At 50.0% G+C, this 17,725-nt stretch carries 15 protein-coding genes and 1 tRNA gene; 8 read left to right on the top strand and 8 right to left on the bottom strand.

The genetic code is table 11. The features are described 5' to 3' along the window. Window positions 1-34: 34 nt before the first annotated feature. Both GA004_RS05515 and GA004_RS18140 read right to left on the bottom strand, forming a co-directional pair. Window positions 35-1,018 (bottom strand): SGNH/GDSL hydrolase family protein, encoded by a 984-nt coding sequence (locus tag GA004_RS05515; RefSeq protein ID WP_283396308.1) that lies wholly within the window; start codon window positions 1,016-1,018, stop codon window positions 35-37. Between the two features lie 292 nt (window positions 1,019-1,310). Continuing rightward, window positions 1,311-1,523 carry a helix-hairpin-helix domain-containing protein gene (locus GA004_RS18140; RefSeq protein WP_425492896.1) on the bottom strand — a complete coding sequence of 71 codons (213 nt, stop codon included), beginning with the start codon at window positions 1,521-1,523 and terminating at the stop codon, window positions 1,311-1,313. Here GA004_RS18140 and GA004_RS05510 point away from each other — a divergent pair. Further along, window positions 1,507-1,755 carry a hypothetical protein gene (locus GA004_RS05510; protein WP_283396307.1) on the top strand — a complete coding sequence of 83 codons (249 nt, stop codon included), beginning with the start codon at window positions 1,507-1,509 and terminating at the stop codon, window positions 1,753-1,755. The genes GA004_RS18140 and GA004_RS05510 overlap by 17 nt on opposite strands. A 327-nt stretch (window positions 1,756-2,082) precedes the next feature. Here GA004_RS05510 and GA004_RS05505 read toward each other — a convergent pair whose 3' ends face one another. Together GA004_RS05505 and GA004_RS05500 are read right to left on the bottom strand one after the other, a co-directional pair. Further along, a complete protein-coding gene (locus tag GA004_RS05505) occupies window positions 2,083-2,316 on the bottom strand; it encodes a ferredoxin (protein ID WP_283396306.1) in 234 nt (77 codons plus the stop codon). A 71-nt stretch (window positions 2,317-2,387) separates the two neighbouring features. Further along, window positions 2,388-3,695, bottom strand: coding sequence for a 3-deoxy-D-manno-octulosonic acid transferase (locus GA004_RS05500; protein WP_283396305.1), 1,308 nt, complete (start codon window positions 3,693-3,695; stop codon window positions 2,388-2,390). A gap of 139 nt (window positions 3,696-3,834) precedes the next feature. On the opposite strand from GA004_RS05500, the gene GA004_RS05495 reads away from it, so the two are divergent. The 5 genes from GA004_RS05495 to GA004_RS05475 all read left to right on the top strand — a co-directional run bounded on the left by GA004_RS05495 (window position 3,835) and on the right by GA004_RS05475 (window position 9,820). After that, a complete protein-coding gene (locus GA004_RS05495) occupies window positions 3,835-4,326 on the top strand; it encodes an HIT family protein (RefSeq protein WP_283396304.1) in 492 nt (163 codons plus the stop codon). 29 nt (window positions 4,327-4,355) lie between these two features. Next, window positions 4,356-5,318, top strand: a complete 963-nt coding sequence (locus GA004_RS05490) for a PhoH family protein (RefSeq protein ID WP_283396303.1) — start codon at window positions 4,356-4,358, stop codon at window positions 5,316-5,318. Between the two features lie 73 nt (window positions 5,319-5,391). Then, window positions 5,392-7,764: an HD family phosphohydrolase gene (locus GA004_RS05485; RefSeq protein WP_283396302.1), complete on the top strand. Its 2,373-nt coding sequence runs from the start codon at window positions 5,392-5,394 to the stop codon at window positions 7,762-7,764. Beyond that, window positions 7,721-8,200: an rRNA maturation RNase YbeY gene (ybeY, locus tag GA004_RS05480; RefSeq protein WP_283396301.1), complete on the top strand. Its 480-nt coding sequence runs from the start codon at window positions 7,721-7,723 to the stop codon at window positions 8,198-8,200. The genes GA004_RS05485 and ybeY overlap by 44 nt, the downstream gene beginning before the upstream one ends. Next, window positions 8,201-9,820 (top strand): hypothetical protein, encoded by a 1,620-nt coding sequence (locus GA004_RS05475; protein WP_283396300.1) that lies wholly within the window; start codon window positions 8,201-8,203, stop codon window positions 9,818-9,820. 1 nt (window position 9,821) lies between these two features. Here the strand turns inward: GA004_RS05475 and gluQRS are convergent, their stop codons facing one another. Next, on the bottom strand, window positions 9,822-10,649 hold the full coding sequence (gluQRS, locus tag GA004_RS05470) for a tRNA glutamyl-Q(34) synthetase GluQRS (RefSeq protein ID WP_283396298.1): 828 nt from the start codon (window positions 10,647-10,649) through the stop codon (window positions 9,822-9,824). Between the two features lie 451 nt (window positions 10,650-11,100). On the opposite strand from gluQRS, the gene GA004_RS05465 reads away from it, so the two are divergent. Further along, complete coding sequence (locus GA004_RS05465; protein ID WP_283396297.1) at window positions 11,101-11,391, top strand: ATP-binding cassette domain-containing protein; 291 nt, start codon at window positions 11,101-11,103, stop codon at window positions 11,389-11,391. A 155-nt stretch (window positions 11,392-11,546) separates the two neighbouring features. Here GA004_RS05465 and GA004_RS05460 read toward each other — a convergent pair whose 3' ends face one another. From GA004_RS05460 to GA004_RS05450, 3 genes are all read right to left on the bottom strand, one after another. After that, window positions 11,547-15,017, bottom strand: a complete 3,471-nt coding sequence (locus GA004_RS05460) for a PPi-type phosphoenolpyruvate carboxykinase family protein (protein ID WP_425492895.1) — start codon at window positions 15,015-15,017, stop codon at window positions 11,547-11,549. Between the two features lie 200 nt (window positions 15,018-15,217). Next, the gene (locus GA004_RS05455) at window positions 15,218-16,081 is read right to left on the bottom strand and encodes an ABC transporter ATP-binding protein (RefSeq protein WP_283396295.1); all 864 of its coding nucleotides are present in this window, start codon (window positions 16,079-16,081) and stop codon (window positions 15,218-15,220) included. Between the two features lie 6 nt (window positions 16,082-16,087). Beyond that, on the bottom strand, window positions 16,088-16,918 hold the full coding sequence (locus tag GA004_RS05450) for an ABC transporter ATP-binding protein (RefSeq protein WP_343218842.1): 831 nt from the start codon (window positions 16,916-16,918) through the stop codon (window positions 16,088-16,090). Window positions 16,919-17,489: 571 nt separating this feature from the next. Here GA004_RS05450 and GA004_RS05445 point away from each other — a divergent pair. Beyond that, window positions 17,490-17,574 (top strand) — tRNA-Leu (locus GA004_RS05445). The last annotated feature ends 151 nt before the right edge of the window (window positions 17,575-17,725 follow it).

Here is a 17,725-nt window from a genome sequence, read left to right as displayed (position 1 = left end):
AATGGGGTTCAACAGCCCTTTCAACGGATTAATTCTAATTTCTCCGCATACGTTCAAATTCGCTATAGCCCTCCCAGGCGATGCGTTGAAGATCGGCTCGGTCCTTTTTCGAGAATACGCGAGTAATGGAATTCCCATCCCGGTCTCTCGACTTGTCGCCGCCCTTGAAAAAGCGTATGTCCGTAATTGAATCAACGGGTAACCCCTCTGGGCTTTTATCGAACATTGCCGCATAGAGCGTAGCGGCCGTGAGATAAGCCATGGTGTGATTCAAATGAGCGTCGTTCACAAATCTAAGGGTCAGGTCCGGACGTTCGCTTTGACAACGATAGCCTATCAGGGCCATTGGGGCGACTTGAGCCTCGATGCGATTGGCCAGTGCGGCGATCGAATTTTCCTTCTCCATTACAACCGCACCCTCCGGAGCTTCCGTTAGTGGCTGGGCGTTTTGAGTTGCCGGAGTCGTTTCATAGAGAATCACTCTGGCTCCTTGATCCTTGGCCAGTTTTGCAAACTTCGGAGCATACTGCATGTAAGGCGAGGTCTCGCCCTCGAGATCGTCTCGATAGGACTGGAGCACTACGATGTCCCATTTTTTGCGCCAGGTATCGGGATTGTCTAAAAATTCCTGGTTCCTTTTGATCGCACTCTTCGCGTGATTGTCCTTTGGATTCTCCGCGAACGCCTTCTCCAATGACGCAATCGTTTTTTCGATTTCAGACACACCTATCTTCTGGGATCTCACGAAATTCGCCGTTCCCAATCTCCAGTGGTCAACCAGTCTCCGACCTCCGTATATGACTGTGGATACATTAACCTCCAGCCCTGGGTTGCCTGCCTCCGCCATTGCTTCGACCACTTTCGAAAGATTGTGCCGCCCTGTATAGCTGTTTCCAATAAAGAGAATCTCGAGTGACTCGTTCTCTTTTCCACAAGCGGCGTCGCAAATTATAATAAAACTGGCAACGGAGAGGAAGGCTGTGGATTTCAATCGCTGTTTCAACTTACGGAATAGCATCACGCAACAGTGGTTTTGTCTTGAGCTCGGGTCAATCGCTACCTCGCCGCACCCCATATTTAGTCGGGTAGTCGGGCCACTCTGCGAATACAAGACGCTTTGATCGAATTACACGGCATTGCGGGGTACTACAACCCTACTATTCAAAGTTTTCTCTGGCCTAGAAGCTTTCTCTACGGCCCCATAACTACAACCGAGATCAGCCGAGCTACTCCTTCTTCTTTTTCTTCGATTTCGCTTTGATCGATTTCTTTTGGGGCTTTGGCTTTGGGACTGCTTTTTTGCCTTCTTCTCAGCTGTTTTTGCTGACTTCGTGGTCTCTACAGTCAACTTTTTCGCCGCGGCAATCGTCGCCTTGGCCCGAATGGGGCCAAATCCGACTACCTCGCTCAGGGAACCTGACATCGCTCGCAGCGATCTTCTCTACTGAACCAAAGCCTTTGGCTCTGAGGGCCCTAGCTGCAGAGCGGCCAATCCCGGAGATTTGAGTGGCTGAAACAGACATAGGATTCCTGAGAATTGAAGTTAGCAAAGTCCGGGTTTTCAGATCCGATATCATCTCAAATTCCTTGAGTTGGTTTGCCGACTACGGCTATCTTCCCGAAAAAACTCTGTGGACGTTTCTGATACTGTTCCTGCCGGACCTTGGCCTAAACTTGGCCATTCGACATCGACAACAAAACGCTATCTCTTGGGCTTTGGAGGAAGTCTATCTGCAGGACGACAAGGATCCCTGAACGGAGAAGCCTCGCGAGTAACCCAGTTTCAATCCCCTTATTTTCGCCTTGGACACGCTGATACCTGGCGTCGATCTGGGCCAAGAGATCGTTTGACACCCCAACTGGAAAAACCCGCTCGGAACAGCCTACGCGATCTACCTCTACATCGTCCACAGGTTCTTCAGGCTCTCCCTAACCGGTGTCCTAGCCACAGGACTCTCAAAGCGTCTTTCCGACAAAATTTGATATTCAACAATACCGATATCGACGCCTTGACACAAAATAGCACATCCCTTTCCGGTGTGCACCCATCATTCAAGAGGCTAGTTAACGAAATCGAGACTTTTAGTCTCCATCGTCTCCGATCGCTTCAACCGGGCACCCTTCCAGTGCTTCCATACAAAGATCAATGTCTTCCTGTGTTTTCGGCTGGTTGTGTACGTAGGAGTACGCCTCGTCGTCATTGCGTGTGTAGAAATCCGGCGCGGTTTCGCGACAGAGATCACAATCAATACACTGCTCGTCTACGTAGAATTTTCCTGGTGCATTGTCTGCCCACTTCTCTTCTTTATCAGCCATAGTACGCGTATAAATCCAATAGGGCCGCTACCTGTCAAGCGGAGAGAGTACGGAATTGGCCAAATTTAAGCCTATTTGGGGCCACCGTCTCGGACGAAGCCCTCTATGGCTGCAAACGTCCTCGCTAGGGCGCCACGGCTCGCTACGGCCCATTTCGACTGTCGTTGCGTCATCTCCTGACGGGCTGCCTCATCCAGTGCAAGTGATTCAATCGCTTCTCGAAGGGAATCTACATCCGATAGCTGAATAGCCGCCCCCATCTTGATCATTCCTTCGCAAACACTTTTAAAGTTGCTCATTCCCGATCCAAAAACCATGGGAACACCAAGCAACCCGCACTCGATCGGGGTTTGGCCTTCCCGGCAGGGAGGCAAACTTTTACCGATGAAAGCCAGATCCGACAGTTGGGTCAAAACCCGCAATTCTCCATTCGTGTCAGCCACTAGAATGTCCAATGGGGCAAAAGTATCGCTCTCCGATTTGAAACGGCAGGTCAGGTCGGAAGCGTTTTGCTCAAGCATCGTCCGAATCTCACTACGCCTTTCCACGTGCCGTGGCACCAGTAGCAGTTTACATTCCGGTAGACGCTCGCGTAAATCCCTAAAAATCGACAACAGTGTTTCCTCCTCACCTGGCCACGTGGATGAACCTAGAAGCACAAAGCCATCCCCCAGTCCTAGTGATACCCTCAATTCACGCTTTTGATCCTCGTCCAGTATCTCATCGATGGATACGTCAAGTTTTAAATTTCCCGATACAAGAACCCTATCAGACGGGACACCCATGGCGATGAACCGGCTTGAATCTCCCTTAGAAATAGCAATGACCTTACTTAAAAGCAGCATATGCCTACCGTAGGCCCATTTGAGTTTTCTAGCGTACTTGAACGATCGATCAGAAAGCCGGCCGTTCACTAGAACCATTGGAACTCCGGCGTTTGCGGCTTGCTGCATATGCTCCGGCCACAATTCTGTCTCCGCGCAAATCACCAAGTCTGGGCGTAACCTCTTCCAAAACTTGCGAACAAAGGGCCAGAAGTCCAAGGGGAAATAATAGATCCTATCACAAATTTCTGAATACTTTTCTTTCGCCAATCGGTATCCCGAGCTTGTCGTGGTCGTCAGAAGCAATTCAACTTTTGGATCTTCCACCAATTTCCGCAACAGACCTTCTATCACCAGTATTTCCCCAAGGCTCACCGCCTGCATCCACACTCTACGCTTTCCGGGAGTTCGGGGCCAATCTTCAATGCCAATTCCAAGACGCATCGACAAGGTGCCCTTGTAGTCGCCACGCCTTCTCATCTTGAGCAGATACTTCGGCGTTAGGAGGAGAGCGATGGGCGCAAAAATCAGTCTATAAATCCAAATAAACAACAATCGCTTAGAATCGCCTTTGTCCGTCGAACGCAAGCAATCCCTTTCAATGGACCCTTCATAGTCGACTTGAGCCGACCAAAAATCCGCTCTACGATGCCTTTGACACCCGCGAACTCAGGCGCCAGCGTTTCATTTCAACATGGAACACTTGCACGCCTACTGGAGAATGGAATACGTGACTCAGGAGAAGTCACCCCAAGATCGACGCCCCTTCGTCGATCTACCGAAGTCGAACGACGACAAGGCGTCGCTAATCTTGTCCCGAGAAAAGTTCAGTTTCATTCTAATGAATCGCTATCCTTACAACGCTGGGCATCTCCTTGTGCTTCCCTATCGGGAAGTCCCAGACATCGAGGACCTTTCTCCTGAAGAAAGGGTCTGCTTTTTCGAAACCACAGTGAAGGCAAAACGCCTCCTAAAAGCTGCTCTCAATCCGAACGGATTCAATATAGGCATCAATTTGGGCGAAGCAGGTGGAGCCGGCATTCCCAAGCATCTACATCAGCATGTCGTCCCCCGCTGGACAGGTGACACTAACTTTATGCCGGTTGTCGGTTCCACACGCGTCCTCCCCCAGGCCCTCGAGACGATGTGGGACCATTTAAAATCAGTTTGTGAAACGCTCGACTAAGTAGTATTTTCTCCTCCTTTCCATATTTGATGGGTACACGGAAACTACATTTTGAAAATCCAAAGCAGCTGACGCTGCTCTACTGCAGCAGGGAGGAGAATCTTCGCATGATCGAATCCCATCTTAACGTCCGTATCGTAACGCGAGATGGCTGGCTGCAAGTCGATGGCGAGGAAGAAGCAATCGAGAAGGTAGAAGCAATCATGATCTTGTTGCAGGATGCACGCTCACAAGGACTTAAGATTCGTAACCCTGACTTCAAGAACGTGCTTGAAGGGGTCGTTGCCGGTCGAGAGGAGGAACTTAGGGCTTTGTTTGACAAAAGCTGTGTCATCCAGACACGCCGCTCGACCATCGTACCTAAGACGCTGGGCCAGAAGAAATACCTCCAGTCTATATTCGAAAATGACATCGTCTTCGGCATCGGACCGGCGGGCACGGGAAAAACCTACCTCGCTATGGCATCGGCGGTCGCTAAGCTGCTGGACGGCAGCATCAAGCGACTGATTCTAAGTCGACCTGCCGTGGAAGCGGGAGAAACACTGGGATTCTTGCCCGGTGACCTACAAGAGAAGATCCTCCCTTATCTAAGACCCTTACACGACGCGCTTTACGATATGATTGATCGTGATGATGTGGCTAAACTCATCGAAAAGGGGGTTATCGAGATCGCTCCCCTCGCCTACATGAGAGGCAGGACGCTGAGCGATTCCTTCATAATCTTGGATGAAGCCCAAAATACCACCCCTGAGCAGATGATGATGTTTCTGACTCGCTTGGGAAATGAAAGTAAAATGGTAATTACCGGCGATATCACTCAAATTGACATTCCCCGCTCCAAAACATCCGGTCTCCTAGAAATTAGAAAAATACTCAAGTCGTTACAGGGCATTAGCTTCCATGAATTTGGAGCGTCCGATGTGGTCCGTCACCACCTCGTGCAAAAGATTGTTGAAGCCTATGATGCCTACCGAAATCCAAGTGATGTCTGAGCCACACCACTCAAGAATAAGTTGCGCCGCTCGTTGAAATTGAATCTTTTCAGCTTTGTTACGTCGAACACGCATGCCTCTATCTGAGCAGTTCAGAGCGCTTCTAAATCGATTCTTCCGAAAAAAGCGGAAGAAGCGGAAAACTGAGGCGTCTTCTTCTTTCCTCATCTTTTTGGAAAATAGCCGGGCTATATCCATCGCGATTTTCGCGATTACCGTAGCTTCAATCGTCGTGACTAGCTTTATGGGCATAAAGCCCTCGGGGTTTCAGTTTCTCCCCAATCAGTTGGCAACCATACGCATCGTCGCCGCAGAGGACTTCACTTACCAAAGTGCCATCCTAACCGAACGGAAGCGCGAGCAACTCCTCACCGAGGTCCCTCCTGTCTACAGTACCGACATGCAGTATTTCACAACCTTTAGTGCTCATGTAAATATACTGCTCGAGGCGATGGATAAATTCGCGACGTTGGAACAAGACCTCTCCGCTAGCGGCGCTCAAAGCTATATCCAGGAAATCACAGAGACTTTCAACGCAAAGGGGAACTACCGGCTCTCGGCATCGGACTTAACCACGATTCTGGAATTTTCCGATGCCCGAACCCGCCGAGACCTGATCGAAACCGGCCTAATCAGCCTCAGAGAGAGCTATAAGATCGGGATCTACGACAAAGAGGACTCCAATTTCGATTTTGGCGAGGATTCGGTCGCTCTCTTCAAGACCGACAACGAAGTAAGCCAGCGACGTATCGAATCTACCGACGATGCGTTGACCATGCTGCGGGTCGCTCTGAATGCGGAAAACGTCCCTCCCAGAGTTTCGAGCGCCTTTAGCAGGCTCTTCCGAGATGGCGTGCGTCCCAATTTCAAGCGCGATGAAACGGAGATTCTAGCTTTGCGGCAAAAGATGCTCGAGTCCCTGCAACCTGTAATCATTCGTGTTGAAAAAGGCGCTAGTATTATCGAACCCAATACCCGAGTTATACCGGAGCAGTATGAACAACACCTTGCATACATCCGCCATCTTGACGGAAAGGACGTTGACACAATCGACTTTCAGTTAATCGGCAGAGCGTTGATGGTATTGGCGATGCTCACAGCCGCCACGTTCTATATTAGACTCGAAGACCGAGCAACCCTGCTCAGCAACGGCCGACTCGGACTGCTAGCCCTCGTAGTTGTGTGCAATCTGGCTCTCGTGCGCCTTTGCTTCGAATTCGGCAATCTCGATCAGTTTCTTTACGACAGTAGTTTGTCCGCGATTCTTCCCTACATCACTCCTACGGCACTCGCTCCGTTGATTATTGCCATACTAATGGGAAGTGGTCCCGGACTCTTGACCGCCATGGTCGTCAGCCTCTTTTCCGCTGTCATGTTCGGCAACCGGCTTGAGCTAATGGTGATGACTTTCCTGGCCTCTTGCGTCGCTATTTTCATTTGTCGCAATATTCGAAAGAGAGGGCGCGTCGTAACCGCAGGTTTCGCGGGAGGCCTCTGCATCTCACTCTTCACTTTCCTCTACAACTGGGCCGACGGTCTTCCTGTAGCCACAATTTTCCACCAAGTATCCGCAGCCGCCATAACCGGCCTCCTTCAGGGAGTGGTCATTGTGGGAGTCCTGCCCATTCTCGAGACCCTATTCAAGCGGACAACCAACATCACGCTGCTGGAGTTGAGTGACTACAACCACCCATTGCTGCGGCGCATGCAACTTGAAGCGCCGGGAACCTGGCATCATAGTCTGATGGTTGCCAACTTGGCGGAAAATGCCTGCAACGCTATCAAAGGCAACGCCCTACTCGCACGTGTAAGTTGTATGTTCCACGATATCGGAAAGATGATCAAGCCGGAGTACTTTACCGAGAACCAGCTAGATGGCCACAACCCGCACGACGAAAAAACGGCTTCCTTCAGTGCTCTCGTGATCAAGAGCCATGTCAAAGAAGGTGTGGACCTTGGACTCACCTTCAAGCTGCCCCGTCCCATCATCGATGTTATACGTCAGCATCACGGAACTAACCTGATACGCTTCTTCTACCACAAAGCTGTGCAGCAAGCGGGGGAAGACGAATCCGGGAAAAGCAAAGTTCTGGAATCGACCTATCGCTACGACGGGCCCAAGCCACAGTTTAAGGAAAGCGCGGTTATCCTACTCGCTGACTCCCTCGAGGCTGCGAGCCGATCTCTGCCGAAAGTGACGCCCCAAAGTATTGAGGAACTGGTTGAACGAATTTTCAAATCCAATATCGATGACGGGCAACTGGATGAATGCGCGATCACTATGGCGGAACTCGCCAAAATCAAAGAGAGTTTTATATTTACTCTGATCAATTCGCTCCATACGCGAATCGCTTACCCCGGATCCAAAGAGCAGGATACCACATCCGCTAAAAAGACAACGCATGAACGAAAGTCCGAACGAGTCGAAGCGGGTGTCGGTCAATAGCCTTTGCCCTGCTCTCAGTTTCAACGATCAGGAAATCGAGCGAATGTTCGCCATCCTAGACGAGTTTGGCAGATTCGATCCCCCGGCAGGCGAGATCTCGATCGCTTTCGTATCCAAATCTGAGATATCTCGCATTCATGAAGTATTCATGCAGAACGATTCCCCGACTGATGTCATCACATTCTCAGGAGACCCCGATGACGGCACGGCGGGCGAGATCTGCGTTTGCCCCACAATAGCTCAAAGCTACGCAAAGGAAAACGACAAAGATTTCGCCGAAGAGCTAACCCTCTATCTCACCCATGGATATTTGCATCTATGCGGTTTCGAAGATATCGAGGACGATGACAAAATCGAAATGCGCAACGCAGAACAGGTCGCTCTGAAAACGCTCGTAGAACAGCGCGCAATGCCCAATTTCTCGCTAAGACTTTAGATGGAAAACACGTCAACCAACAGCCCTCAGGAACGGCTCAAGCGACTGGTCTACAAATCAATCTATATCGCAGCTTTTGTTTTCTTTGCGCTTAAGATCTACCAGCATCACCACTACAACTATGGCTATTCGCTATTGCCCTTGTTCAATCACGATTTCCAAGAGAGATCGATTGAACTGCTCAAGGAGACCCATCACTACACTCATGAAGACGGGTACGACGGCCAGTTCTACGCTCAGTTGGCACTGAAGCCTCTGGCACGAGGAACAGAGATCGAAACAGCCCTTGACAACTACACCTATCGAGCGAGACGTATTCTGTTTTCTTGGACAGCCTGGTGCCTTGGACTTGGGCAGCCCTCGTGGATACTACAAGCCTACTCATTCCAGAACGCCATCTTCTGGTTTCTCACGGCAATCCTTCTTATACGCTGGCTGCCACCCATCAACGCCCAAAACACCTTTCGCTATATCGCCTGTTTCTTCACTTTAGGACTCGTCAACAGCTTTAGCCGTGCCCTCCTCGATGGCCCCAGCCTTTTCCTCATAGTTCTGGCAGCCTTTCTGATCGAAACAAGACGCTCATGGCTAGGGGCCGCTACCCTCGGACTAGCCGGACTCGGAAAAGAGACCAACCTCATTGCGGTCGTTACCCTCCTCGGGCCGGGCAAACTTCGCTCCAATCTTAACTCTCAATTCATCCTCAAAGCGGCCATTGCCATTCTTCCCTTCGTCCTTTGGTTCGCTTACGTACTCAGTTCGAGCCAATTCGGAAATTCTGAGAATATTGGCACCCGAAATTTCACCCTGCCTTTTGTGGGGGCGTTCGAGACTTTTCTAACCATAATTAAGGTGGCGGGCGACAAGGGCTTTCCTCCCGGAACATTTTTGACCTTAGCGACCCTCGGCAGTCTTCTAGTACAGGGAATCTATCTTTTAGCGCGACCGAAGAAGAATTCAGTCTGGTCAAGAATCGGCATCGTATTCGCTATCCTGATGCTCGTACTGGGACCCGCCGTATGGGAAGGCCTTCAGGCCGTCCCGCGCGTGCTCCTTCCGATGACCATTGCTTTCAATATTCTATTTTCCAGAAAACTCTTTCTTATCCCTATCCTGGTTTTCGCCAATACATTAACCTTTGTCGGAATCAGCTCGTTTGAACCAAAACTCATTGAAGAGCGATTCGAAATGGTCGACGAGTCAAATTTGGCCTACGACCCTTCAACAAACGAATATTCGTATTTGGAGTTCACGAATGGATGGTCTATCAATGAGGGTAAGAAAAGTCGCTATTGGAGATGGTCTCAAGGTGATAGCGTTGCCGAATTCTTTGTCCCTCGTAATCAAAGTATAGAAGTTGAATTAAGTTTCACTCCGAAGACGATCAGTCCTCGCGACATCATTCTCGAAGTCAATGGGGAGCACATCTGGCAAGCGGAGAAGGAGCAGCTTGACGGGGATGTCTACACAATCCCGCTCATCCTTATTCCCGGCAATAACACCCTCAGGTTCTATAGTCCGACTCCTCCCGAAAAAATCGGAAGCGATCCCAGACCTCTAAGCTTCGCGCTCGTTGACTACAATTTTCGCCTCATCCGAACGATTCCAGAGAGCGAGTAGGCTAAAGCATCTTTGGATCCATTCCGCCGGCCCTCAACTCCCTCAAGCTTTGAGCTTTGTCTCTCTTTGCTAGTCGATTTCCAGATGCATCACGAACTAAAGGGCAATGATAGAAGGCAGGAGGAGTCGCTCCGAGAGCCCGATATATCAATAATTGACGAGCGGTCGACAGGAGCAAGTCCTCGCCTCGAACCACTTCCGTGATACCCATCGCAATATCATCAGCAACCACCGCCAGTTCGTAGGACGGAATCCCATCTTTTCTCCATACAAGGAAATCGCCAAAATCGACCCCCGTAACAAAACGTAGGTTTCCAAGATTCTCGTCTGTAAAGGCAATCGTCTCACCATCGGGCACCCTCATTCTCCAATTCGACTCCAAAGCTTCTGATTCAGACCAAAACGCCGTCGATCGATTTCGACAGGTCCCTGGATAAATTGGTTCACCTCCCTCATTGTGGGGCGCTTGAACCGCCGACAGAACGTCTTTTCTGGAGCAGTCACAAGGGAAAATAGCGCCTTGCGACCTGAGAGCCCTCCACGCCCCTACGAACACCGCGGATCGCTTGCTTTGAGTGTATTCGCCGCTTGGTCCTCCGGTGTCTGGACCTTCATCCCAACGCAATCCCGCCCAGAGCAAATCTTCTACTAGAGCATCCGTAAATTCTGGTCTACACCGGTCTCCATCGAGATCTTCCACCCTCAGGATCAAACGACCCCCACGCTCTCTGGCACGCCTCTGAGCAGCGAGAAATGTTTTCGCATGCCCTCTGTGCATGAAGCCAGTAGGAGTCGGGGCGATACGTCCTTTATATTTACCGTTATTCACAATATCTTCGGAAAGAATTTTTGCTCTTGTGCAAAAGTCAAAACACCCGTTTTGGATTTCCAGTTCTTCTGATATCTAGATTTTTAACACACCCCTACAGCAATCGATAGAATATTGCCTTTCTTGACATAGAAACTTATTCCTTTTGACGAGCATAACCACTATACTTATTCCTCAAAATTATCGAAGGGGCAACCACTTTTAACCGTATCTAATTAGTGAATCACATGCCTAAAAACGTCATTCCAAACGCATACAGCATCGGGCTCGTCTTTGAGATTTTCTGAATACAAGATCATAAACCCGAGGCTAATAAAACAACAGCGGTCGAAAAAATTCCCTCCCATCCCTGTATTGCCCGCTTTTTTTAAAGCGGGTCTTTTGTTTGGCCCAATCAAGCTTAAAAACGGCAACCCATTCTCTATACTCTTTGCCTTGGATTCCATTTCGCATGGACCCTGAACCAAAAATTTCATCCAAGAAGTCTCTTCCCGCACTCCTTCAAATCTGGCGCCTGACCGAGGGAAACCGCCCGAGATACCTCTTGGCGGTAATTGCTCCCGTCGGTCCCAGCGGCGGAGGCAAGAGCACTTTTGTCAGTCTACTCTCGCTGTTTTCCGAACCGACAAGCGGATCCCTTGGTGCTCTAACGAATCAACGCGGCTCCTGCTACGAACTCTACCTAAAACAATTTCGCAAAAAGGTTCTAAACCGTAAACTGGAAGCTTTTTTGGATCAATAAGTCTTGGAGACTTAGAGATTGTCTAGTAAATATCAAATACTGAGCGGGGAGGGGAGGGCTGCTTAGCCCTGAGTAGTCGATAAAGGACGAACTAAAGCGGCTGACTAGGGATAGTCGGCTCTACCATTCAACTTACGGGGCACTCTCCTAAATCACTACCTAAACAAACACGGGTCGACCCCAAGGCAGCCTTCCAGCTTCTCACGATATTCATTTGACTTGAAAGTCTCGAGACGTCGTGAGATGCGTCTACGAAGCCCTTCTTCGTCAATGCGTTCTTCCATGCCTTCGTTGATGTCTATTCTCAAGAATGCTTCTAAATACTTCTGGTGACGTTCCCACAACTCTATATCCACCTTCTGCTTTGTATCCAGACGTTCCTGATACCAGTCGCTCGAGGTTAACGTATCGCGGGTGAACATTGATCTGAACTTTGGATCCCGATACCCCATGCCCTCATAATCCCCATGAGCCATGACGTGAAGCAATGCTTTGAGTGGGGGGCAGGCCGCATCGATTGAACCATCTTCAAAATAATTCAACGCTACCCTTCGCTGAGTTTCTACGATATTGTTGATGCCATCGACGAACACGTCCACATCCTGAGTTTCCGGTTTCAGGATAAAATCGGTGAACACCGACCCCGGATTGCTGAATACCCGGCCTCCGTACTCCTGAACGAATTCGCTCGTGATACGGTAGCCTAGTCGCGAAGCTTCAACCAATTTACCTTCGTAATCAAAGTCTTCACAGGCTTCAAGATACCCGTTCTCAATCATGTAAGCCGCTTTCCTTTCGGAATGCGTCATTCGGCTCCAAAGTTCAGGAATCAACAGGCTGATGTCATGGTCGCAACGAAACTTAGGGCCAATACAACCCGCGGAAGAGGTGAAGCACTCGTAGCCGGTAACCAAATATGATACGAGCGCGTTGTTCAGGTCCACTACCGGCAACAGCATATTGAAAGGACCCTTCGTCAAGGCCCCCTCAGAGCCAGCCCCCGTAGTCGAAGGCGATTTGCCGGTCAAACTGGCGGTGAAGTCCATCAGCAATTCAGGCAATTCTTGGTAATGAATTGGATTGTAAACAGCCAATGCCCGGATTCCCTTTGAGGGCGGATTGTTACGACGCCCTGGCAGTACGGCATTCACAGGGAAAGGCGGTGTCTTCCCTTTAGGAATACGACGGTAAAGTCGCGCTCCAACCTTTGCGATGTAAGTCGAGCGACCATCTTCCATATCCAATCGGTTCTGCAAATACCGGGGGTTGACCGAAGGCACCCCGTCAACGAGTCTTGGCTCGGAAGACACCACTGCGTAATCTGGAGATTCAACCTGATTGAAGGCAACAATGCCCTCCTGCATCGGCTCCGTGAAATTGCCAAAGCGAATCGCATCTTTCTCAATCGCCTTAGTATCCTCACGGGTCAGCGGCTCATAATTAGAGAAGAAAAGCCCGTGACGAGAAAAGTCCTTCTCCGTCGTCTTATCATATCCCCTGTGAATCGCCTCGTCCGGTCGTTGGAATAGTCGGTACTCGCAGTTTAAAATAAACTTAAGAGACCGATCGGTCTCCACTCCATCGTCTAGGCCCTCCACATGAGAGGCGGGAACGACAACCGAAGAGGAAATGTCGTCTTCGGTCTGGATCTTCATCGCTGGCGAGAAATCTTTCCTCAAACTAAATACGCGCCATGAGCCATTCTCCTCGAATCCAACTCTTAAATACTGGCTGATCAATTTCTGATTGCGATACTTCAACTCGTTTCCAGGTTTGCCATTAACGACATCCACGCTGAAACGGCCGCGCCAATCCTCTCCCCAGTCACTCTTGTAGAAACGCTTAACGACGAGTACGATATCGATCACGTATCCAGGTATTGAACGCAACCACTCATTATACTCGTCCGTATATTTTCGCGAAGGCGAAAGTAGCTTAATCACTGAACCCAACGACCTACTCTCGCTCAGTATCGACCTGCCTTCGATTTTCTGCAAACTTGGGTCTTCAAAGCGGGACCCGAAATCTTTGCCCACCACTTGTTCGACCATGTCGAAGTCCTTCTCAATGTCCGCAGTGAAAACAGGACCCGCTACGATGGCGTCGGCAAGCGACTTCGAGATCTCGGACTTTCCACCCCCCGAGACGGTGCACGGCTTGTGGCAATAGGTACCCACAGCCCTCGTCCCAATCAAGCGCCAGCGTCTCCCCACCATGGGTCTTATCATCTCAACCTTGTATCCGGAGGGAAGAATATATGTAACATCGGGCTGAAGCTGTAAATTTCGCTTCTCCCCATCATGCTCCCACCGTATCGTCTGGTCGTGCAATGTGATATGAGACTCAGCGGGGATGTAGTATATATCCGGATAGGTCTTGTCAATTGCGTATCCTTCCTCAAACACATTAATATTCCCTTCCAAATACTCAACCGTTTCCAAGAAAGAGTGATCCACCTCTTTGATGTACTTACTTAGTTGAAACTCTTCACCGAGGTCATAGCTCGCAAATGAAATGGCTCCTCCAGCATGTTCTTCCTCAACATTCCCTAGGAGATTCGCTGCATAGGAAATTTGCGTCTTAACCTCTTTCTTGCAGTAGCCGTAATAATTGTCCGCTATCAATGTGACCACAACGCCACTACTGTCGCGAGAGGTTACTTTAAAAGCTCCCCCATCATTGTATAAATCGTCTTCAGATTCCCAGCACATCCCATCACGTTTCTGACGCTCTGTTGCTTCGGATATTGGAGGTAATCCAAGTTCCTTTTTGGTAAAGTTCACTAAATGCGGCGCGAGAATAACGCATCCCGTATGACCCGACCAATGTTTCACGTCCAGCCCGCTGTCGTTCTCTGACAAATACGGATCACCAGCATTTCCAAAAATACTTTCCACAAAATCGAGATTGCTCGCAAGGTTGCCCGGAGCAAAGAACCGCACTTCCAGACGCTTCTCCTCTGTAACACCTTCCACTTCTGGCTGCACGATGGGCCGCAACATTAACGAGAGGAACAATCGGGCCTTGTCTTCCTGCGTGGAGGTAAACGGCAACTCCAAGAGATCGTCCGGCGGGTTCAAGGCCTTTTCCAAAAGTTTCGCAAACACTGGCAAGGGAACCGATTTCTTATCCGCAGGAACCGGCAGTCCGCCTTCAGCGACGTGAAACACGCCCTTGGTTGTCCGACGGTCACTAGCAGGATTGTTCAATACGCCCTGCTTGACTCGAAAGCTACTTACGATGCCAGAGACAAAGGAGTCGTCATCCGGCGGAAGGGATAGCGCCCGAGCCAGCCCATGACGCTCCAGTATAAGCGAATCAGTAGGCACCCAATTGCGCTTCTCCACATCCAAATCACTGAACAATCGCTCCAAATAGTCCTGGATTCGCTGGTCAACCGGGCACAAATGCTTTCGAAGGAGCCGATTCTTCTCCGCGACACTCTGCAGTAGAGAACCCCCGATCTGGAGAAAGGGATAATCTTTCTCATCCCCAAAAATGGGGTACCCCTTCGATCGGAGTTTGATATTTAGATACTCTACAAGTCCCTCTTCATCATACGAGTTTTCACCCGACTCGAGATCAAATCCAATTCGTGATTTCAAATTTTTCCAATCGTTGTTCATAGCCAGTAAAATGGGTGTGATTCAGTTAAGGAAGATCATAACGCGATTTTCGCGCCAACGATCAAGACCTAAGCGATTCTTTGGTCTGAATCGTCACATTTGCCGTAAATCACCTCGACAGACTCCCATATTGGGCGAAGGCTCCAACTAGATTATTCCCTGAATGCTCAAAATGGAGCGATCCCATCAAGCCTTGGCTCTCAATGTGCTCCGGCGATCGTCGGCATGCGAGGTACCGCGCTTAGCAATCGCTGCGTGTACGGATGCTGCGGCGAGCGGTAGAGCGAATCCGTCGGTCCTTGCTCCACGATCTCTCCGAGCTCCATCACCAACGCCTCATCGCACATGTGCTCAACAACAGCCAGATCATGAGCGATGAACAAATACGTAATCCCGAGTTCGTCCTGAATGTCTTGAAGCAGATTGACGATCTGCGCCTGGACGCTCACATCGAGAGCACTAACGCACTCGTCGCATATGATAAACTCCGGACTGCTACTCAAAGCGCGAGCGATACAAATTCGCTGGCGTTGGCCACCGCTAAATTGGTGTGGATACCGATTCATCGAGTCGGCAGGAAGGCCGACTTTCTCTAGTAAGTCCGCAACGTGCTCTTCCCGTTGCTTTCGATTCATAGCTGGCGCGTGCACGATCAATGGCTCTGCAACGATCGAGGCGATCGTCAGCCGAGGATTCATGGAGGCATAGGGATCCTGGAAAATCGTTTGAATACGCTTCCGGAACGGCATGAACTCCTTGTCCGCAAGTCCCGTGAGCTCTTGGCCACCATAGTGGATCGTACCCTCTCCTATAGGAGCCAGCCGAAGAATTGCTTTGCCGATGGTGCTCTTGCCGCTGCCACTTTCGCCCACTAGTCCTATGGTCGTGCCCTTTCTGACCTGAAACGAAACTCGCTTAACCGCGTAGACATACTCCACGTGCTTGATGAATCCACCACGCTGTGCCTCGAAGGTCACGCTCAGGTCGCGAACCTCCAACAAAGGTTCTTTCTTCACCTCACCATCAGTGCTCACCATTGCTTTATCATCTTCGCTCAGTTCCATCAAAATTCACTTTTCCAATTCCGCGTAATCCACCACCGGCAATCGCTTTTGCTTAATCCCTAATTTTGGAATACAATTGATCAGTGCCTGAGTATAGGGGTGTTGAGGATTCGATAAAACACTTTCAGCCGGGCCCGCTTCTACAATTTCCCCGCGAAACATCACCGCTATATCGTCAGCAAACTCGTCAACGATTCCAAAATTGTGCGTAATCAAGATAATGGACATGTTGAGCCTCGTGCGGAGGTCCTTGAGTAGATTGATAATCTGGGCCTCAATAGTGACGTCGAGTGCCGTTGTCGGTTCGTCGGCAACGAGAATTCTAGGCTGGCAGGCTAAGGCGATGGCAATCATGACACGCTGCTTCATTCCACCGCTCATTTGATGAGGATAGTCCACCGCCCGCTTTTCCGGATCGTGTATGCCTACCTGATCCAACAGTTTGACCACTTCTGCCCAAACGTCGGAAACCTCCCTGCGGTGGAACTTGATCGACTCCGCAATCTGATTTCCCACAGTGTAGTAAGGATTCAACGACGTTGAAGGTTCCTGGAAAATATAGGCAATTTGCTTTCCCCGCACCGCCCGCATCTCGCTAGCCGAGAGATCTAAAAGGTTTTCCCCATCCAGAGAGGCTTTCCCCGAAACGCGGCATTGCGGTTCCGGCGGCAGCAGCTTTGTCAGAGCCATGGATGTCACACTCTTGCCGCTACCGCTCTCTCCCACGATAGCTAGGGTCTTACCCTCGTCTAACTGGAAGGATATGCCTTTAACCGCTTCATTCACCCCATCCAGGGAATGAAACGATACTTTGAGATCTTGAACGTCCAATAACATACAGTCGCGACCCACATTGGGGAGATTCACTCCGCCGCCAAGTGTAAAAACGTCAACTGTCCCGAGTGAAACGAGCGTCCCAATCCTTACAAATGAGCCTGATAGGCCACAATACCTTATAAGCCGTTTCAATCTCATTTCTTTGAATCCAATTTCCCTTGCTCGCCCCGATTAATTTCTCTCCTTTCCCCACCCTTCAATCAAAACGCCCAGGTGGTGGAATTGGTAGACACCCATGATTCAGAATCAGGTGCCGCCAGGTTTGGGGTTCGACGGAGCAACACAAGGAGCGGTACCGAGGTAATAGCCTACACTTGAAGAACGCAGGGCTTTAACAATGAGGGCAGTGCGAAGCGCAGGTCCGAAGGACTTTGAGCGTTCTAGCTCGAACCCACGGAGCGACCCCGCAGGAGCACAGATGGGCAAACCTCAAGTTTGGGGCGCAGCCCTGAGCGAAGCTCATCAATCCCCCCTTCCATTACCATTCCCCCTTATTCAAATTGATCCCACAGAATTTAACTTGCTCGATTCTCCGATTTCCATTTCGTTTCCCCCCTTATCACAGACACCTGCCCAGGTGGTGGAATTGGTAGACACGCATGATTCAGGTTCATGTGCCGAGAGGTGTGGGGGTTCGAGTCCCCCCCTGGGCACCAATTCGTATAGCAAGTAGCTAACTAGCTACTGGATCGAAAAAAATAATATGCATGAAAAACCGAACGCAGTACCTGAACACCGTTTAATCACCGGATGTATCTCAATTCTGTTGATGTGTTCGTAAAGGCGGTAGAATTCTCCCCCTAAGCG

It is taken from the genome of Candidatus Pelagisphaera phototrophica (assembly GCF_014529625.1).
Taxonomy (GTDB): domain Bacteria; phylum Verrucomicrobiota; class Verrucomicrobiia; order Opitutales; family Opitutaceae; genus Pelagisphaera; species Pelagisphaera phototrophica.
Note: the sequence above shows the minus strand (reverse complement) of the source record. Positions and strands in the feature narration are given on the sequence as shown.